Here is an 18,304-nt window from a genome sequence, read left to right as displayed (position 1 = left end):
GGGCCCAGCAGGGCGGGTCGAGGTAATAGGGCACGGCGCTCGCCATGCCCGGCCCGCTCCTGGGCCCCGGCCTTCGCCGGGGTGGTCGTGGTTTTTATTGGAGGATCGACGCTATGCCCCAACCCAATTTGATCACCATCGCCACGGCGCAGCTCTCCGCCGCGATCAACCCGTTCGGCGCGGAACTCACCCACCTGCGCGATGCCGATGGCCGCGAGTTGATGACCGACGCCGATCCCGCCTTCTGGACCGGCCACGCGCCCTTGCTCTTCCCGATCGTCGGGCGGCTGAGTGGCGACGTGCTGCGCGTTAACGGCGCGGACTATCCGATGAAGCAGCACGGCTTCGCCCGCCGCAGCCTGTTCACCCTCGCCGAACAGACCGATACGCGCGCGGTGTTCCTGCTGGAGGACAGCGCCGACACCCGCGCCGTCTATCCCTTCGCCTTCGCGCTCCGCGTCACTTACACGATCACCGATGCAACGCTCGACGTCGCGGTAGCGATCGAGAACCGCAGCGAAGGTACGCTGCCCGCCAGCTTCGGCTTCCACCCCGCCTTCGCCTGGCCGCTGCCATATGGCCTCCCCCGCACCGACCACCGCATCGTCTTTGCCGCGGACGAGCCCGACCCTTTGCGCGAACTCGTCGGCAGCGCGGTTTCCAGCGGCCGTCGCCCCTCTCCGCTGCACGGGCGCACGCTCGCGCTCGACGATGCGCTGTTCACGCAGGACGCGCTGATCTGGGATCCGGTCCATTCGCAAAGCGTGCGTTATGGCGCGTCGACCGGCCCGCAGCTCCGCGTCGATTTCCCCGACACGCCGATGCTCGGCATCTGGACCAAGCCCGGCGCGGCGTTCGTCTGCATCGAGCCGTGGCACGGCATCGCCGATCCGGTCGGTTTCGCGGGCGAGCTGACCGAAAAACCCGGCATCTTCACGCTCGCACCGGGCGAAACCAAGCACATCGCCATGGCGGTCACGCTGGAGATCTAGTCCTAGACTCATAAATCCGGAATGACCTAAACCGCACAATAGCGGACGTCGGTCTCTCGATGTATGTGGAGTAGTGCCGCTTCTAAAATCACTGCTGATCCTTCTCGCAGCGCTAGCCTGCCAAGGGTGCGGTCGCGCCCAACAAAGCAACGCCGAAGAGAAATGGTTATTCGAACGGCTCGACCGTGTCGTTCACAGCGGCAATGTCACTCAAGCATCGATCGTGAAGGATTTCGGCCTCCCACCGGTCTGCATTCGTGCATACTGCAATTTTACCATCGACGCGGCGACAGGCTTCAAGGGCGCAGGGAGCCTGAGGCAAAGTGATGGCGGCATTATCTTTGAACTTTCGGAGTTGCCCGCCGGTCGTATCCGGCGAAGTGAAGTCCAATCTTATTTTAACACCACAGTCTTGGAAGAAGGCTGCTGTGATGCGCCGTGTTGGTATCTCAACTCGTACAATGACTGGGGCTTTCTGGCGTTTGGCGTCCGCAGCCCATCTCAGAGTTCTATCAGCTCCGTGGTGATAAACACTGAGAGATATGGCCGCGCGCTATCGGCGAGGGCGCAGGCGGGGGCGAACGTCCGGTAACCACCCACACCCGGAAATTCATGCGAGTTGCCGACAGCGGCCGTTTGTGAGGTCACGGCCTAGGTCAGGCAAGTAAGCGAGGCGCACAGTGCCAATGGTTCGATCATGATCGAGAAGACAGAGGCAATCGCCGCGGCGCGGGCTTTCGTCGAGGCGCGGAACCCGGACGAATGGATCGGCGCCTCCATCGCGGCAAGCACCGGCCAGATCGGCGACCGCACGGTCTGGATCATCCAGGTCACTCCGCCGCCCGCCGAGTGGACCGAAATCGACTGGAAACCGATGCGCTATCTCGTTGATGCGACGACCGGGCGAATCGCAGGCTTCGCCACCGAACGATCGCAAACGCTGTTCGGCGCGTAGCGCCATTGCCTGCTGTGTCGCCCATGGCAGAGAGGAAAGATCGGGATGCACGCCAAAGCCGTTGTGTGTGAAGTGCGATACCGGCTCGATCCCGATCAACGGGCCGCGTTCGAGGATTATGGCCGGGCGTGGGTGCGGTTGATCGAGCGCCATGGCGGATTTCACTATGGCTTCTTCCTACCACGCGCCGCACCCGGCGATTCGACCCTAAGCTTCCCCGGCAAGGGCCATGCCGGGCCGGGCGATGTGGCGATCGCGCTGTACGGCTTTCCCGACGAAGCGGCCTACAACGCCTATCGCCGCAACGTCCCGCTCGATCCCGAAGCCGCACCGATCCTCGAACGCTTCGTCGAGCCACCTTTTCACAGCTATGAGCGCATTTTCTTGTCGCCCCTGTCGCCGGACGCGTGATCCGCGACGGACGCCGGTCACGCTCCGTAAAGCGTGGGCAAGGTTTCCCCTCGAACGGCTCTGCAGGGCGGGGCTGTCCTACACGCGGGACTTCTGCCAAGAGCGCGCGGTGACCCGTGCGTCTTCCTCTTATGCCATACTGCCGTGCCGATCTTTGGCGCGGGGGCAAAAGACGGGGGACGTAGTGTGGACTTTGTGGACTTCCGGCCCGCGACTCGCCCTTTCCTTTGAGCAGACCCTTTGATGAATCACACCTCCGACCGCCGCACCTTCGCGATCATTTCCCACCCCGATGCGGGCAAGACCACGCTGACCGAAAAGCTGTTGCTGTTCGGCGGCGCGATCCATTTGGCGGGCGAGGTCAAGGCGCGCGGGCAAAACCGGCGTGCGCGCTCGGACTGGATGAAGATCGAGCAGCAGCGCGGCATTTCGGTTACCTCCTCGGTGATGACCTTCGAGCGCGAGATTGAGGGGATGGGTGGCCTTACCTTCAACTTGCTCGATACGCCGGGCCACGAGGACTTTTCGGAAGATACCTATCGCACGCTGACCGCGGTCGATTCGGCGGTGATGGTGATCGACGCCGCGCGCGGTATCGAGGCGCAGACGCGCAAATTGTTCGAGGTCTGCCGCTTGCGCTCGGTGCCGATCATCACCTTCGTCAACAAGGTCGACCGTGAGGGACGCCCGCCGTTCGAACTGCTCGATGAAGTCGCCGAGATGCTCCAGCTCGACGTCACGCCGATGAGCTGGCCGGTCGGCATGGGCAGCGATTTCGAGGGCATTTATGATTTCCACGCCAATGCGCTGAGCCAGCCCGAGGGGCCGAGCCGCGAATTCATGGGCAAGGCGACGCGCTTCACCGGGCTCGACGATCCCGCGCTGGAAGGCGTGCTGAGCGCAAACGGCCTCGCGACGCTGCGCGACGAGGCCGAACTTGCGCTGGGCGGCTATGGCGAATTCGATGTCGAGGCCTATCGCGCCGGCGACCAGACCCCGGTCTATTTTGGCTCCGCGCTCAAGGACTTCGGCGTTGCTGAACTGATCGACGCGCTCGGCCGTCATGCGCCCGGCCCACGCCCGCAACCCGCCGAACCGGCGCAAGTGCTGCCCGATCGCGCCGATGTCACCGGCTTCGTGTTCAAGGTCCAGGCGAACATGGACCCCAACCACCGCGACCGCATCGCCTTCATGCGGCTGTGTTCGGGCACCTTCAAGCGCGGCATGAAGCTGACGCCGACCGGCCACGGCAAGCCGATCGCGATCCACTCGCCGATCCTGTTCTTCGCGCGCGAACGCGAACTGGCCGATGAGGCGTTTCCGGGCGACATTATCGGCATTCCCAACCACGGCACATTACGGGTGGGCGATACGCTGTCCGAGCGCGCCGATGTGCGCTTCACGGGCCTGCCCAATTTCGCGCCCGAAATCCTGCGCCGCGTCGCGCTGAAGGACCCGACCAAGACCAAGCAGTTGCGCAAGGCGCTCGACGACATGGCCGAGGAAGGCGTGACGCAGGTCTTCTATCCCGAAATCGGCTCGAACTGGATCATCGGCGTGGTCGGGCAGCTCCAGCTCGAAGTGCTGCTGAGCCGACTCGAGGCGGAATATAAGGTCGATGCCGGGCTCGAAATGGCCCCCTATGACACCGCCCGCTGGGTGTCGGCGGCCGATCCCGCCGATCTCAAGGCGTTCATGGACCTCAATCGCACGTCAATGGCCAAGGATCGCGACAACAACCCCGTCTACCTGGCGAAGACCGCCTGGGACGTCGGCTATGTCGCCGATCGCTACCCCAAGGTCACCTTCGCGGCGACGCGCGAGCGCTAGCGCGCCCTGGCCGTGGCGCGGCGACGTCGCCGCCACAGCACGATGCCACCCGCGAGCAACGCCGCTGCGCCCCCGAGCATCGCCGGGAGGACCCTGGGCAACCAATATCGAAAGGCATTGTCGCTGATCTGCTGGTCGGCGGTATAGCCAGCGGGCATTGGCAGCACCTGATCACGCTGGGCAAAGGCAGCGTAATCGCGGCGCATGCCGATGAAGCGCGCGGGTTGCTCCTTCGAGAGATCGTGCGTCTCGCCGGGGTCATGCGTGATGTCGAACAATTGCCAGCGGCCATCGCCGAGCGGCGGCAAGTTCTTGACGAGCTTATAGTCCCCGCGGAATAGCGCAGCATTGCCCGATAGCTCATAGCCAAGCGGCGTATCGCCATGCACATGGGTGCGTCGGCCGAGCAGCATATCGGCCAAGCTGAAGCCCACCATCGGCTCGACCGCCCGCCCGGCAAAGTGCCCGGTCTGCGCGGGCACCCCGGCCAGCGCGAGCAAGGTGGGCGCAATATCGGTAACATGCGTAAAGCCGCCGACGATCGTGCCGCTGCGCATCGCGGGATTGCCGGGCCAACTCACGATCAGCGGCACACGCAAGCCGCCTTCTCCGGCCGAAAACTTATATCCGGCAAGCGGTGCCGCAGCGGCGCTTGCCCAATTCGGCCCAATCGCGGTCAACGTACCGCGCTCGCCCTGATGCTCGGGCGTAAAGTCGCGCAGCAGCCCGAGTACCAGCCGGTTGAACAGACGCCCCCGCGGGTCGGTCGGTTCCGGACCATTGTCCGACAGGAACACGAAGATCGTATTGTCATACGCACCCGTCGCCTTCAGATGGTCGATCAAACGCCCGATCTCATGATCGGCCGCCTCTGCCATCCCCCCATAAGCCGCCATCGCGCGTGCTGCGGCCCGGCGTTGATCGGGCGACAACCGGTTCCAGTCGGCGGTCGAGCGCATCACCGCCGCGCGCGTTTCGGGTGGAACCAGCCCCATGGCGATTGCCCGCGCCTGCCGCGCCGCGCGCAAAGCGCTCCAGCCGCCATCATAAGCGTGGGCATAACGCGCGATATACGCGTCGGGCGCTTGCACCGGAATGTGATTGGCCAGGAAATTGACCGAGGCGAAGAACGGCTTGCCCGATCCGCGCCCCGCATCGATGTAGCGCAACATCGTATCGACGATGAAGGTCGAGGAATAAAAGGGCGTGGGCAAGGTGGCGGGCTTGCCGTCCTCAGTCCAGTCAGCCTTGTCGTACAGCCCGGCAATCGGCTTCTGCTCGAAATTGTCGGCACCGGCATCCGCCAGCGAATAGGCGTGATCATATCCGCGCGCGGTCGGCAGCCCGTCGCTGGCCTTGCCCAAATGCCATTTGCCGGTGAGATAGGTGCGATAGCCCGCTTGGTGCAGCACCTCGGCCAGCGTCACCACATGGTGGTTGAGCACGGTGTCATAACCCGGCTTGCCGACATGCTCGGGCGGGATCGTCTCGGGCATGTTGCCAAGCCCGGCGCGGTGGTTGCTGATGCCGGTCTGCAGCATCGCCCGGGTTGGCGCACACGAACCCGCGACGTGGAAATTGGCGAAACGCACGCCGTGCGCGGCGAGCGCGTCGATATTGGGGGTGTGGATCTCGCTGCCGAAGCTGCCAATATCCGAATAGCCCCAATCGTCCGCCACCAGCAGGACGATATTCGGCCGCGCCGCAGGCGGAGCCCCCGCGGCTGGAAGCGGCATCAAGGCCAGCGCCAGCGCCAGCCCCTTTTGCACCGCGCGCGTCACTCGAGCCTGCTTTGCGAGATGGTGGTCGTGCCGGCGGGCAGGCTGAACAGCATCCCGTCCTCGCCCACCGTGATCGGCCCCGCGAAGTGGTGCTCGGAGTCCCCGAGAAACGCCGGATAGGCGAAGCGCAGGGGCAGTGGCGGCACGATGTGGTTGAGCACAAGCCGTTTCACCCCGGCGGCTTTCGCAGCATCGGCAGCCTGCTCGGGGGTCGCATGATAATTGCGGATGTCGCGCGTGACTTGCGCCAGATTGTAGCGATGGTTCCGCTCAAGCGCAGTGGTCAGCAAGCCGACCAGGTGCGGCTGCAACGCCTCATGAACCAGCAAATCCGCGCCCTTGGCAGCCGCGACCAGCGATGCGCTTGGCCCGGTATCGCCGCTGAACACAACCGAACGGCCTTTATAATCGAAGCGATAGCCGACCGCAGGGCGAACCGGGCCGTGATCGACGCAGAAGGCGGTAATCGTCAGCCCATCCTGTCGGTACACCACCTGGCGTGCGTTACCCTGGGGAACCACAAACGGAACCGCGACCGCGCCCGCCCCGCCGGGGGGGGCCACGCCGCCGCCGTGATGGGCGGTGCGATATCCCCAATCCGTCGCATAGGCTGCATCGAATCCCGCCACGACCGCCTCGACTCCCGTCGGCCCGTGCACGGGCAAGGGAGACGTCGCCGAACTCGCGATCCAGCTTTGCAACATCAGCGGCCCAAGTCCGTCAATATGGTCGGAATGGAAATGCGTCAGGAAAACCCCTTCAATTCGCCCGATCGGCAAGCCCATCGCAACGATCGTGCGCGCGCCGCCCTCCCCGATATCGACCACGAACAAACGCTTCCCCGCGATCACCACCGAGCATGGTCCCGCCCGCGTGGGATCGGGCAAGGGCGATCCGGTTCCGCACAAAGCGACATGCAGGCCATCGGGCAGGGTCGCGGTCGTGTCGCGCCCGACCCGCGCATCGACGATCCACACGAGCAGGGCGGTCGCGATTTGTGCCTGGAAGAAACCGACCAGGATTCCCCCGGCCAGCCCGATAAGGGCGATCGCCGATACCCATTTTCCGTATGTACGCATTCGCCCCGCCATCTTCCCTCGGCATATGTCGATGCGGTTGAGCCTGCGACAAGTTTATGGCACATTCAATGCCACATTAGGAGGACAATAGACCAAGGCGGATCAGACGGATAAGCGCACACAGTGGATATGAAGCGCAGTATAACGCCGGTCTCCGGGCCAAAGAGTAATCCTCCATCCGACGGTCGCCGCGCGCGCAGCGAGAGCAGCCGCGCCAAGATTGTGGCGGCAATGCTCGATCTTGTGGGCAAAGGCGACATCGCGCCCAGCGCCGCACGGGTTGCCGAAACCGCCGGAGTCGGCTTGCGATCGGTGTTCCGGCACTTTGCCGATATGGACTCGCTCTACAGCGAAATGTCTCAGCTCATCGAGGCACAGGTGTTGCCGATGGCCCTCAAACCCTTGACCGGGGCGCGCTGGCGCGACCGGCTGTTGGAAATCACCCAGCGCCGCGCGCTCGTCTTCGAGGCGATCCTGCCCTTCCGGATCTCCGCCAATATCAAACGCTTCCAGTCGGAATTCCTGATGCAGGATTATCGCCGGATGCTGCGGCTGGAGCGCAGCTCGCTCGAAGCGGTGCTGCCGCCGCACGTCCTTGCCGACACCACGCTGGTCGATGCACTCAATGTCCCGCTCAGCTTTCAGACATGGCGCCTGTTGCGACACGACCAGGAACTGGCGGTTGCCGATGCCCAGGCGGTGGTGGTGCGGCTGATCGAAGCGGTCCTCGCGCGTATCGAAGACTAGCGCACCAGCGGCAGCCTTTGCTTAATGCGGTGGCGCGCGGCGATTATCGACCAGCCGTACCCCGATATGATCGGTGCCAAGCCCCAATTCCTGAAACTGCCGCGCCGCCGGGCGATAGCGCGCGCAGTAATTGGCGGCGCAGAGATAGGACCCACCCTTGATTACGCGCCGGTCGCCTGCAGAGCCGGCGACACCGCTGGTCCATTCCCACACATTGCCAATCATGTCGTACAGGCCATAGCCATTGGCGGGGAAACACCCGACCGGCGCGCGGCCGCGATAGCCATCGATGCCAAGATCGCGCGCCGGGAACACGCCTTGATAATAATTGGCGGTGGGCGTGCCGTGCGCGTCGATCGGCTCGGGCAAAGCCGGTTGGCCACCGCGCGCGGCATATTCCCATTGCGCCTCGCTCGGCAGCGCCTTGCCCGCCCAACGCGCATAGGCCTCGGCATCTTCATAGGCGATCTGGACGACGGGGGTCATATCCTTGCCGATGATCGACTCGTTCGATCCCGACGGATGCCGCCACTGCGCCCCCACCACCCAGCGCCACCAGCGCGGGTCATCGCCGGAGGGCGCTGCAAACACCGCCGAACCCGGCACGCGCATTTCGGGCGGAGCGCCCGGCAGCACCGGGGGCTTCCGTTCAGCCATCGTGCGATAGCCGGTCGCCTTCACGAAAGCCGCGAATTCAGCATTGGTCAATTCGTGTGTGTCGATCCAGAAGCCCGGCACGGTCACGGTGCGGGGCGGCCCCTCTTCGGGATACTGCGGATCTTGCCCCTGGACGAAGTGCCCCGCCGGAATCCAACGCATCGCGCCGGGCGCGAGCGCGGCGCACGCGTGTTGGGGCGGCGGCCTTTCCGGATTCTGCGAGCAGGCGCTCCCCGCCAGCACCGCAACCACCGCCAACCACCGCATCCTCATCGCGTCATCGATCCTCTCGCGACCGATACCGTAGCGAGATTTCAGGCGACGAACAGCACGCTGTGATGGTCGGCTGCGGCGGGCGGCGAAGCCGGCGTGATTTCCCCATCCAGCACCAGCGCCAAAGGCGCATGGCTGACGATCAGCAACCCCTGCCCGTGCCGCCGCAACCGATCGTCCAACCGGGCGATCACGGTCTGCGCCGTCGCGGCGTCGAGGCCCTCGGTCGGCTCGTCGAGCAGCAACCACGGCGCTGGCTTCAAATACGCCCGCGCCAGCGCCAGCCGCCGCCGTTCCCCGCCCGACAGACTCGCGCCATTGTCGCCGATCCAGCTATCGAGCCCGTGCGGCATCGCCCGCACACGATCGGCGAAGGCGGCGTCCTCCAGCGCCTCCCACACCGCCGCTTCGGGGGCGTCGGCCCGGCCCAACACCAGGATGTCGCGCACGGTGCCTGCCAATAAGGCGGCATCCTGCGGTAGCCATGCGAACGCCGCGCGCAACGTGCTCGCGGACAGCACAGCGATATCGACCCCGCCAAGCGACACTTCGCCCGCAATCGCGGGGCGCAAGCCCACCAGCCGCTCGACCAAGCTGGTCTTGCCGCTACCCGATACCCCGCGCAGCGCAATCCGCGCTGGCGGCGCAATTGCCCTACCGTACAGGACCAGATCCGGCTCGAGCGACACCGCTGGCAGGGTGGCCGGAGGGGCTTCATCCAGCAACGCGCCCAGCCGTGCATAAGCGGCGCGCGCGGCGTGCGCTTGCGTGACGTGCCGGATCGCGGGGGCCAATCCATCCAACGCCATTGCCGCCGCCAGCGCGGCCAAAGCGGCAATCGCCGCCCCGTGTGGGGCCGCCAACACCAACGCCAATGCGGCCCCAACGCCGATGGCAACCGGCGACGCCACCTCGATCGCCGCCCGCACATCGCTGTCGCGCTGTTGTGCCGCGGCGAGGGCCGTGCCGCCATCGACAATGCGCGCCACTGCCCAATCTTCCAGCGCATAACAGCGCAGCTCGGCGGAACCCTCGACCAGAGCTGCGGTTTGGGCCTTCAGCCATTCCGCCTCGCGCAACAGCGCGCGTCCGCTGTCCTCAAGCTGGCGCGACAAAGCCCAGCTGACCGCCATCAGCAACACCGCAACCCCCATGACGCCAAGGACTGCAAGCGGACCCGCAAGCGCGACCAACGCTACCCCCGAGAGAAGCGCGGCGGCACCCCCGACCGTGCCCGATCGCAGCACCAGCGCGGTTTCCACCGCGCCCGCATCCTGCACCAATCGCGTGGACGCTGCGCCGGTCGACAGGCTCAGCGCGCGCGCAACCGGCGTCGCGGCGAGTGCCGCGAACAAAGCCGGGCGCACCCGGGCAATTGCCGACAGCGCCGCATCATGGCTGGCGAGGCGTTCGCCATAGCGCGCACCGGTCCGCACAATCGCGAACAAGCGAATCGCGGCGCTCGGCAGCATGTAGTTGAACGCCAGGGCCGTCCCCGCCCCGGCGGCGAGCGCCGCCGCCGTCAGGAACCAGCCCGACAAAGCGAGCAAGGCGACCGAGGCGACCGCCACCAGAGCAGCATAGAGCGCGGCGCGGCGGATCTGTTGCTTTTCGCTGCGGGGGCGCGCCGCCAGCACGCGTGCAAGCGCATCGCTCATGCCGCCGCCCCGAGATCGACGACGCGATCGGCAATCGCGGCCAGCGCGGTGCTATGCGTGGCGATGATAACGGTCCGTCCGATACAGGCGCGCGCAATCACCGCGATCAACGCGGCCTCCGCCGCAGCGTCGAGATGCGCGGTCGGTTCGTCCAGCAACAGCAGCGGCGCGTCCTTCAAAAGCGCCCGCGCCAAGGCGACGCGGCGACGCTCGCCACCCGACAAACCGCCACCGCGATGATCGAGCCGCTCCTCAAGCCCGCCGACGCGCCGTGTCAGGGCATCCTCCAACCCAACCGCCGCCGCGACCGCCGCGACCTCGGCGGGTGCTGCATCGGCGCGGCCAAGCCGGATATTGTCCGCAATCGAGCCCGCGAGCAGCACCGGAGCCTGCCCTGCCCAAGCGGCGAACGGGGCGACGCTGCCAATCTCCTTAAGCGGCGCGCCATCGACCCTGACCTGGCCCTCGTGGGGCGGAACGAGCCCCAGCAACAGGTGCAGCACACTGCTTTTGCCGCTGCCCGAGGGCCCGACCAGCGCGATGATCTCGCCCGGCCGAACCTCGATCGACACATCGCCGACCGCATCGCGGTCCTCCCCGGGGTAGCGGATGGTGATGTGGTCGAACACGATCGCCGGGGCTGCCACCACCGCAAGACCTTCCCCGACAGGCGGCATCGCCGCCGCATCGAGCGCGGCCAGCCGCGCACTGGCGGTCTCTGCCGCCTGTCGATCATGATAGGCTGCGGCGAGGCGGCGCATCGGCGCATAGAATTCGGGGGCGAGCGCCAGCACGAAGAAGGCGCGCACCAGATCGAGCTGTTCGGGAGCGTGGAAGGGCAACTGCCCGAGCAACGCAAACCCGGCATAGACCGCGACCAACGCCACCGACAGCGCCGCGAAAAACTCCAGCGACGCCGAAGACAGGAAAGCGACGCGCAACACCCGCATCGTCCGCGCGGCGACCTCGCGCGCGGCCTGGCCCAGGCGCTCGGTTTCGCGCGCCTCCCCCTGGAAGGCGAGGATCACCGGCAAACCGCGGACGCGATCGGCGAACAGGCCCGATAGCCGCGCCAAGGCGTCGAACTGTCGCCGCGACTGATCGGCAGCGGCACCGCCCGCGAGCACCATCGCCCCGACAAAGGGGATCAGCGTGCCGAGCAGGATCAATGCCGCGACCGGACTGGCCAGCGCAATCGCCGCCAGCACGATCATCGGCGCGAGCGCCGCCGCCTGCCGCGCAGGCAGGAAGCGCGCAATATAGCCGTCGATCGCCTCGACCTCATCCACCACCGCGCCGAGCAATGCACCAACCGATCCGCTCCCGCTCGGCCGCCGCAGCGCGGCCCGTGCGGCGGTCCGCCGGAGCGCGGATTTGGCGGTCGCCGCCGCGCGACTGCCCAGCCGCAGCGATCCCCACAGCGCCGCCGCGCGCGCCGATCCTGCCACCACCATCAGCAGCGCCCAGGGCCATGCCGGCATGCCCCGCGCCAGGGCGGCAACGCCTCCTGCAATCCCGGCGGCAAACAGAATGGCCGCCACCGCATCGCCCAAGAGAAGCACGGTCGATCCGCGCGCAGCGCTGCCGACCGCCAGGGCCGTCGGTCGGCCCCGCCGCACGGGGTGCGCACCAGCGCGGGCGTTTTGGGTCGTCGCAGCCATAGCGCCGCCTATACGCCCGACCGTACCGTCTCGAATACGTACTAATCCCAATACTCTGCTAAACCGCATTCCGGTTGAAGGCCCCCGTCGGTGCCGAGAAGCTGCGCCGTCGACCGACGATGATGGAGATACACGCATGGACATAGGTGTCGTCGATCTGTCGCGGCTGCAATTCGCGCTAACCGCACTGTATCATTTCCTGTTCGTACCGCTGACGCTCGGCATGAGCTTCATGCTCGTCATCATGGAGGCGATCTATGTGATGACGGGGCGCGCGATCTGGCGCGAAATCACCCGATTCTGGGGAAAAATCTTCGGGATCAACTTCGTTCTCGGCGTCGCCACCGGCCTGACCATGGAGTTCGAATTCGGCACCAACTGGTCGTATTTCTCGCATTATGTCGGCGACATTTTCGGCGCACCGCTCGCGATCGAGGGACTGATGGCCTTTTTCCTTGAGGCGACCTTCGTCGGATTGATGTTCTTTGGCTGGGACCGGCTGTCCCGGCTTGGACATCTGGCGGTGACCTTCATGGTCGCGGTCGGCACCAATATTTCGGCACTGTGGATTCTCATCGCCAATGGCTGGATGCAGAATCCGGTCGGCTCGGCCTTCAACCCCGACACGATGCGGATGGAAGTGACCGACTTTGGCGCGGTGCTGTTCAATCCCGTCGCCCAGGCAAAGTTCGTCCACACCGTCAGCGCGGGCTATGTCGTCGCGTCGCTCGTCGTACTGGGGGTTTCGTCTTTTTATCTGCTGCGCGGGAAATGGACCGCGGTCGCCCGCCGCTCCTTCGTCGTCGCCGCCGCGTTCGGTCTCGCGTCGTCGCTGTCGGTGGTCGTGCTGGGTGACGAGAGCGGCTACACGCTGACCGACAACCAGAAGATGAAGCTAGCCGCGATCGAAGCCGAGTGGCACACCGAGGCGGCCCCTGCGGGCATTACCGTGTTCGGCTTGCCCGATACCACCACCCGCACCACGCGCTATGCCGTCAAGGTTCCGTGGGTGCTCGGCCTGATCGCGACGCGCAGCGTCGACAAGGAAGTCACCGGCATGTCCGAGCTGGTGCTGAAGGCGCAGGAACGGATCGAATCCGGGGTGATCGCCTATCGCGCGCTCGACGTGCTGAAGCGCAACCCGACCGATCGCACGGCGCGCACCGTGTTCGAAGCGCACCGCAACAACCTTGGCTACGCCTTGTTGCTGAAGGCGCATATCGCCGACCCCGGCAAGGCCAGCCCCGCGCTGATCGCCTCGACCGCGTGGGACGTGGTGCCAAGCGTGCCGGTGATGTTCTGGACGTTCCGCATCATGGCCGGAATCGGCTTCCTGATGATCGCGCTGTTCGCCACCGCCTTCCTCCTCGCCAGCCTGCGCCTGCACATGACGGCACGCTGGTTCCAGCGGATCGCGCTCTGGGCCATCCCGCTGCCGTGGATTGCGATCGAGCTGGGTTGGGTGACCGCCGAACTCGGCCGCCAGCCCTGGGCGATTGATGGTGTCCTGCCGACCTTCCTCGCCAATTCCACGCTGACCCCAGCGATGCTGTGGACGACGATCATCGGCTTTACCGCGCTATACGGAACGCTTGCGGTGATCGAGGTGCGCCTGATCCTGGCGACGATCGCGCATGGGCCGGTCGAAGACCCGCTCGAGACCGCACCGCAACCCACCGACACGCCCGCCCTGGCCCGCGCTGCCTGAGGAGCACGATGATGCATCTATTCGACTATGAAACCTTGCGCCTGATCTGGTGGGCGCTGCTCGGTGTATTGCTGATCGGCTTCGCGCTGACCGACGGGTTCGATCTGGGCGTTGCCGCCTTGCTGCCCTTTGTCGCGCGGACCGATGGCGAGCGTCGCATGACGATCAATACCATCGCGCCGACCTGGGAGGGCAACCAAGTGTGGTTCATCCTCGGCGGCGGGGCGATCTTCGCCGCCTGGCCCTATGTCTATGCGATCAGCTTTTCAGGCTTCTACCTCGCGATGTTCCTGGTGCTGGCCGCGCTGATCCTGCGCCCTGTCGGGTTCAAATATCGCTCAAAACGGCCAGGCCGCGCGTGGCGGGCCGGTTGGGACTGGGCCTTGTTCGTCGGCGGCTTCGTTCCCGCTTTGGTGTTCGGCGTTGCGGTCGGCAATGTCCTGCAAGGCGCGCCGTTCCGCATCGATAGCGACATGCGCGCCAGCTATGAAGGCGGCCTGCTCGGCCTGTTCACGCCCTTCACCCTGCTATGTGGCCTGTTGTCGGTGGCGATGCTGGTGCTGCATGGCAGCGCATGGCTGGCGATGAAGGTCGAGCGCGGCGCGGTGCAAGACCGGGCGCGCGTATATGGGACGGGCGCGGCGATCGCCTCGATCGTGCTGTTCGCGCTGGGCGGTCTGTTCGTTGCGCGCGGTGGCATGGGCTTCGAACTGACCTCTGCGGTTGATCCAAGTGGCCCGTCCAACCCGCTGCGCTCGACATCGGTCGCATCCGGCGGCGCATGGCTTGGCAATTACGCGGCGCATCCGTGGATGCTGGTGGCCCCCGTCCTTGGCTTTGTCGGCGCGGCGCTGGCGCTGGTCGGCATTCGCGGGAAGAGCGAGCCAGCCGCCTTTGCCGGATCGACGCTTTCGGCCGCCGGCATCATCGCAACGGTCGGGCTGTCGATGTTCCCCTTCATCCTGCCATCGAGCATCGATGCGCATTCCAGCCTGACGGTGTGGAACGCCTCATCGAGTGAATCGACGCTGTTCCTGATGGTGATCGTGACGGTCGTCTTCCTGCCGATCGTGCTCGCTTACACCGCCTGGGCGTACCGCGTGATGTTCGGTCGGGTGAGCGAACGCGAGATCGCCGCAAGCCACGATTTCTACTAAGATAAGGACCGCAATCGATGTGGTATTTCACCTGGGTTCTCGGCCTCGGCCTCGCTGTCGGCTTCGGCATCCTCAATGGCTTGTGGCATGAATTCCACTTGCCCGATGATGGCGACGCCTGAGCAAAAAAAAGGCCGCTGCGGCAGGGATGCCGCAGCGGCCAGGGGGAGGCTCGCATCGATGAAGTTAGTCGGTGCCGGGCGGTTTGGGATCGCGATCGCTGACCGAAGCGAACAGCATGACCGCCATGAAACAGGCGGTCGCTCCAACCACCAGGGCGAGAAACCAGGTGTCCGACAGCATCGCGCTCTCCTGTTCTTAATGATCCAACACGCGATCTACGGCGCGGAAGCTGCGCTTTCCTTGATTGCCGTCAAATCCTGAAGGGCATTGCCGATGCACGCTGCCGCCACCATGCACCGCTATTTTCCAGATTTGGCCGCGCGCACGGTCCCGCGCTACACCAGCTACCCGACCGCGGCCGCGTTCGCGCCGCTGCCCGATGTGCATGGGGCGGCCCTAGCCAGCGTGGCTGTCGAGACGCCGGTTTCGCTCTATCTGCACATCCCCTATTGCCACGAAATCTGCTGGTATTGCGGCTGCAACACCGGGGCGCTTGGCCGTCCCGAGCGGATGGACAGCTATCTCGCCGCGCTTGAGCAGGAAATCGCGCGCGTCGGCCGCACGCTCCGCGCCCCGGTCGGGTCTTTGCATTTCGGCGGCGGCAGCCCCAACGCGATGGCACCGAGCGCCTTTCTTGCGCTCAGCGCCACCTTGCGGCGGCATTTTGCGATCGCGGACGACGCCGAATGGGCGGTCGAAATCGACCCCCGGCATTTTTCAGAAGAGACCGCGCAAAGCTATGCCGCAGCCGGAGTCTCCCGCCTCAGCATCGGCGCGCAGACCTTTTCACCGCACGTTCAGGCCAAAATCGGGCGGTTGCAACCTTGGCGTCAAATTGCCCAGGCGATGGCCGATGCCCGCCGTGCCGGGATTACGCGCTTCAATCTCGATTTGATGTATGGCCTGCCCGACCAGACGCTCGACGATATCGCGGCAACGATCGCTGCTGCCTTGTTGTTAGCGCCCGATCGGGTGGCGATGTTCGGTTATGCGCATATGCCGCAGCTGCTGCCGCGCCAGCGCCGGATCGATGATTCGCTCCTGCCCGATGCCGAGGCGCGTTTCTGGCAAAGCGCGTTGGCGCATGATCTGCTGGTCGAAGCGGGGTTTGAATCGATCGGTTTCGATCATTTCGCGCGCCCTGAGGATACGCTTGCCCGCGCCGCGCACGAGGGCACGCTACGCCGTAATTTCCAGGGCTTCACCGATGATCGCGCGACCACGTTGATTGGCCTTGGCGCATCCGCGATCAGCCAGTTTGACGGGTTGTTCCTGCAAAATGAGAAGCATGTCGGCAGCTACCGCGTCGGTGCCACCAACGGATTATTGATGGGGACGCGTGGTTTGCTGCGCACGCCGGAGGACCGCATGCGCGGCGCGCTGATCGAGCGGCTGCTCTGCACCGGTCGGGTCGATGTTGCCGAGGTCGCCAACGAACACCGCCAAAGCAGCCACGCCGTGATTGGGGATATTGGCCGCCTGATCGCGTTCGCTGACCTGGGTCTGGTCGAGCGGCGGGGAACCGCCGTCACGATCAACCCGGTGGGCCGCCCCTATGCGCGGCTGATCGCCTCGGTGTTCGACACAGCCCTCCAAGCGCGCGAAGGGCGTTTCAGCAAGGCGGTTTGACCGGTCCGTAAAGCTACGCATTGTTCGGGAATCGTGATCGCCCGATCCTGGCCCCTCTCAATCCGAGGAGCCGATCGATGAAAAGCATCCTACTGCTGGTACACGATGATTCCGGGCAAGAAGGCCGCCTGCAAGTGGCGCTCGACTTGGCCCGCGGGCTGCGCGGCCATCTCACCTGTCTCGACGTGTCGATCGCGCCCGAGGTGATGGACGATTACGTTTCGCTGGGTGGCGCCGCCCTGCTGATGGAAGACGAGCGCGCGGCCGAAGCGCGCAATCGCAAACGGATCGAGCCGCGCCTGGCGCATGAGGACGTGCCCTGGGACTGGATCGATGTCGCCGGTAATCTCGGCGATCAAGTCGTGCGGGCGGCGCGGCTCAGCGATCTCATCGTGGTCAGCGCAAAGCTCCCGAGTTTTGCAACGCATGACATGGCGAATTTGCCCGGCGAACTGCTGATCCGCACCAACCGGCCCGTCCTCGCCGTGCCTGAACGCGCTATCGGCCTCAATCTCACCGGCACGGCGGTGGTGGCATGGGATGGCTCGCCCGAAGCGGAAGCCGCGCTCCGCGCCGCCGTCCCGCTGCTGCAGCTCGCCACATCGGTGACGTTGCTTGAGATTGACGACGGCTCCGTTGCGCTGCCCGCAAACGACGCTGCCACTTACCTTTCGCGGCATGGCGTCAAACCGGTGATCAGCACGCTATCTGCAGGCGGCAATAGCGCGAGCACGGTGATCCTGAAGGAAATCGGCAATCAGGCCGCCGACTATCTGGTGATGGGCGGGTTTGGTCATGCGCGCCTGACCGAGGCCTTGTTTGGCGGGGTTACGCGGCGGCTGCTCGAGGATTGCCCGGTACCGATTCTGCTGGCGCATTGACCAACAAAAACCCCCGGGTCGCAGCGGCGGCCCGGGGGGTTTTTGGTGAGCGGTTTAGAGACGGAAGCCCAAGCCCACGCCGAACACCAATGGATCGATGTCGATCCGCGCGGTGTTGATCGCGCCGCCGGTGTTGAGCCGCGCGGTGGTCTTCATCCCGATATATTTTACGTCGAGGTTCAAGAACACTTTCTTGGTGATGTCGATATCGGTGCCGGCCTGCAAGGCGTAGCCGACACTGTCGTTCATGTGGACGCTGGTTGGCCCGATCGCCTTGACCAATTCATCACTCGCCTTGGTCGAATAATAGATCGTGTAGTTGATGCCAGCGCCGACATAGGGACGGATCTTGGCATCGGGCAGGAAGTGATATTGCAGCGTCAGCGTCGGCGGCAACACCCAGGTCTTGGCCAGCGTCGGAACGGCCGACAGGGTGCCGCGGCCCTGCGCTTTATGTTCGGTCGTCGCGAGGATCAGCTCGGCACCGATATGCTTGGTCGCCATGTAGGTGAAGTCGATTTCGGGCATCACCGAATCCGACACGCCGACCTTGCTGCCCGGAAAAGCCGGGGTCACGGCGCTGCTGCGTTCATTCGGTGCAACGACGATGGCGCGCACGCGCACCAGGACATCACCCTTTTCAGCATAAGCGGGCGACGCAACGATCGCCGCCGAAACAGCTGCGAGCGCCAAAAATCTATATGTGCGCATAGGGTCCTCCGTGTTTAAGTTCTAAGGCTGGGTATGACCAAGGCACGCCTG

The 18,304-nt window shown here is 65.2% G+C and carries 17 protein-coding genes; 11 read left to right on the top strand and 6 right to left on the bottom strand.

Annotation, left to right across the window (positions count from 1 at the left end; translation table 11 throughout):
• The first annotated feature begins 113 nt into the window (after window positions 1–113).
• The 5 genes from H4W01_RS20940 to H4W01_RS20920 all read left to right on the top strand — a co-directional run bounded on the left by H4W01_RS20940 (window position 114) and on the right by H4W01_RS20920 (window position 4,188).
• Complete coding sequence (locus tag H4W01_RS20940) at window positions 114–992, top strand: aldose 1-epimerase family protein (protein ID WP_209613026.1); 879 nt, start codon at window positions 114–116, stop codon at window positions 990–992.
• Window positions 993–1,065: 73 nt separating this feature from the next.
• Window positions 1,066–1,584 (top strand): hypothetical protein, encoded by a 519-nt coding sequence (locus tag H4W01_RS20935; RefSeq protein ID WP_209613025.1) that lies wholly within the window; start codon window positions 1,066–1,068, stop codon window positions 1,582–1,584.
• A gap of 105 nt (window positions 1,585–1,689) precedes the next feature.
• Entirely contained in the window at window positions 1,690–1,947 is a 258-nt protein-coding gene (locus H4W01_RS20930) for a PepSY domain-containing protein (protein WP_209613024.1), read from the top strand.
• Window positions 1,948–1,992: 45 nt separating this feature from the next.
• Complete coding sequence (locus H4W01_RS20925; protein ID WP_209613023.1) at window positions 1,993–2,358, top strand: NIPSNAP family protein; 366 nt, start codon at window positions 1,993–1,995, stop codon at window positions 2,356–2,358.
• 243 nt (window positions 2,359–2,601) lie between these two features.
• Window positions 2,602–4,188 (top strand): peptide chain release factor 3, encoded by a 1,587-nt coding sequence (locus tag H4W01_RS20920; protein WP_209613022.1) that lies wholly within the window; start codon window positions 2,602–2,604, stop codon window positions 4,186–4,188.
• Here the strand turns inward: H4W01_RS20920 and H4W01_RS20915 are convergent.
• Both H4W01_RS20915 and H4W01_RS20910 read right to left on the bottom strand, forming a co-directional pair.
• Entirely contained in the window at window positions 4,185–5,969 is a 1,785-nt protein-coding gene (locus H4W01_RS20915; protein WP_209613021.1) for a sulfatase-like hydrolase/transferase, read from the bottom strand. The two genes, H4W01_RS20920 and H4W01_RS20915, sit on opposite strands and share 4 nt — an antisense overlap.
• A complete protein-coding gene (locus tag H4W01_RS20910; protein WP_209613020.1) occupies window positions 5,966–7,048 on the bottom strand; it encodes an MBL fold metallo-hydrolase in 1,083 nt (360 codons plus the stop codon). The genes H4W01_RS20915 and H4W01_RS20910 overlap by 4 nt, the downstream gene beginning before the upstream one ends.
• Before the next feature lie 129 nt (window positions 7,049–7,177).
• On the opposite strand from H4W01_RS20910, the gene H4W01_RS20905 reads away from it, so the two are divergent.
• Window positions 7,178–7,795, top strand: a complete 618-nt coding sequence (locus H4W01_RS20905) for a TetR/AcrR family transcriptional regulator (RefSeq protein ID WP_334685394.1) — start codon at window positions 7,178–7,180, stop codon at window positions 7,793–7,795.
• A 21-nt stretch (window positions 7,796–7,816) separates the two neighbouring features.
• Here H4W01_RS20905 and H4W01_RS20900 read toward each other — a convergent pair whose 3' ends face one another.
• From H4W01_RS20900 to cydD, 3 genes are read right to left on the bottom strand one after another with little or no spacing between them, the layout of a single operon-like run.
• Entirely contained in the window at window positions 7,817–8,719 is a 903-nt protein-coding gene (locus H4W01_RS20900; RefSeq protein WP_209613493.1) for a formylglycine-generating enzyme family protein, read from the bottom strand.
• 47 nt (window positions 8,720–8,766) lie between these two features.
• Window positions 8,767–10,383: an ATP-binding cassette domain-containing protein gene (locus H4W01_RS20895; protein ID WP_209613019.1), complete on the bottom strand. Its 1,617-nt coding sequence runs from the start codon at window positions 10,381–10,383 to the stop codon at window positions 8,767–8,769.
• Window positions 10,380–12,044, bottom strand: coding sequence for a thiol reductant ABC exporter subunit CydD (gene cydD, locus H4W01_RS20890; RefSeq protein ID WP_209613018.1), 1,665 nt, complete (start codon window positions 12,042–12,044; stop codon window positions 10,380–10,382). The genes H4W01_RS20895 and cydD overlap by 4 nt, the downstream gene beginning before the upstream one ends.
• Window positions 12,045–12,180: 136 nt before the next feature.
• Between cydD and H4W01_RS20885 the strand changes: the two genes are divergently transcribed.
• The 5 genes from H4W01_RS20885 to H4W01_RS20865 all read left to right on the top strand — a co-directional run bounded on the left by H4W01_RS20885 (window position 12,181) and on the right by H4W01_RS20865 (window position 17,542).
• Entirely contained in the window at window positions 12,181–13,752 is a 1,572-nt protein-coding gene (locus H4W01_RS20885; RefSeq protein ID WP_209613017.1) for a cytochrome ubiquinol oxidase subunit I, read from the top strand.
• 11 nt (window positions 13,753–13,763) lie between these two features.
• Window positions 13,764–14,909, top strand: a complete 1,146-nt coding sequence (cydB, locus tag H4W01_RS20880) for a cytochrome d ubiquinol oxidase subunit II (protein WP_209613016.1) — start codon at window positions 13,764–13,766, stop codon at window positions 14,907–14,909.
• Between the two features lie 17 nt (window positions 14,910–14,926).
• On the top strand, window positions 14,927–15,031 hold the full coding sequence (cydX, locus tag H4W01_RS20875) for a cytochrome bd-I oxidase subunit CydX (RefSeq protein WP_010405986.1): 105 nt from the start codon (window positions 14,927–14,929) through the stop codon (window positions 15,029–15,031).
• Window positions 15,032–15,323: 292 nt separating this feature from the next.
• The gene (gene hemN / locus H4W01_RS20870) at window positions 15,324–16,661 is read left to right on the top strand and encodes an oxygen-independent coproporphyrinogen III oxidase (protein ID WP_209613491.1); all 1,338 of its coding nucleotides are present in this window, start codon (window positions 15,324–15,326) and stop codon (window positions 16,659–16,661) included.
• Window positions 16,662–16,738: 77 nt separating this feature from the next.
• Window positions 16,739–17,542, top strand: a complete 804-nt coding sequence (locus tag H4W01_RS20865) for a universal stress protein (RefSeq protein ID WP_209613015.1) — start codon at window positions 16,739–16,741, stop codon at window positions 17,540–17,542.
• Between the two features lie 54 nt (window positions 17,543–17,596).
• On the opposite strand, the gene H4W01_RS20860 is transcribed toward H4W01_RS20865, so the two are convergent.
• A complete protein-coding gene (locus tag H4W01_RS20860; RefSeq protein ID WP_010405982.1) occupies window positions 17,597–18,253 on the bottom strand; it encodes an OmpW/AlkL family protein in 657 nt (218 codons plus the stop codon).
• Between the last annotated feature and the right edge of the window lie 51 nt (window positions 18,254–18,304).

It is taken from the genome of Sphingomonas sp. PL20 (assembly GCF_017875905.1).
In the GTDB taxonomy this organism is placed as follows: Bacteria; Pseudomonadota; Alphaproteobacteria; order Sphingomonadales; family Sphingomonadaceae; genus Sphingomonas; species Sphingomonas echinoides.
This window is presented reverse-complemented; position numbering and strand designations above follow the sequence as displayed.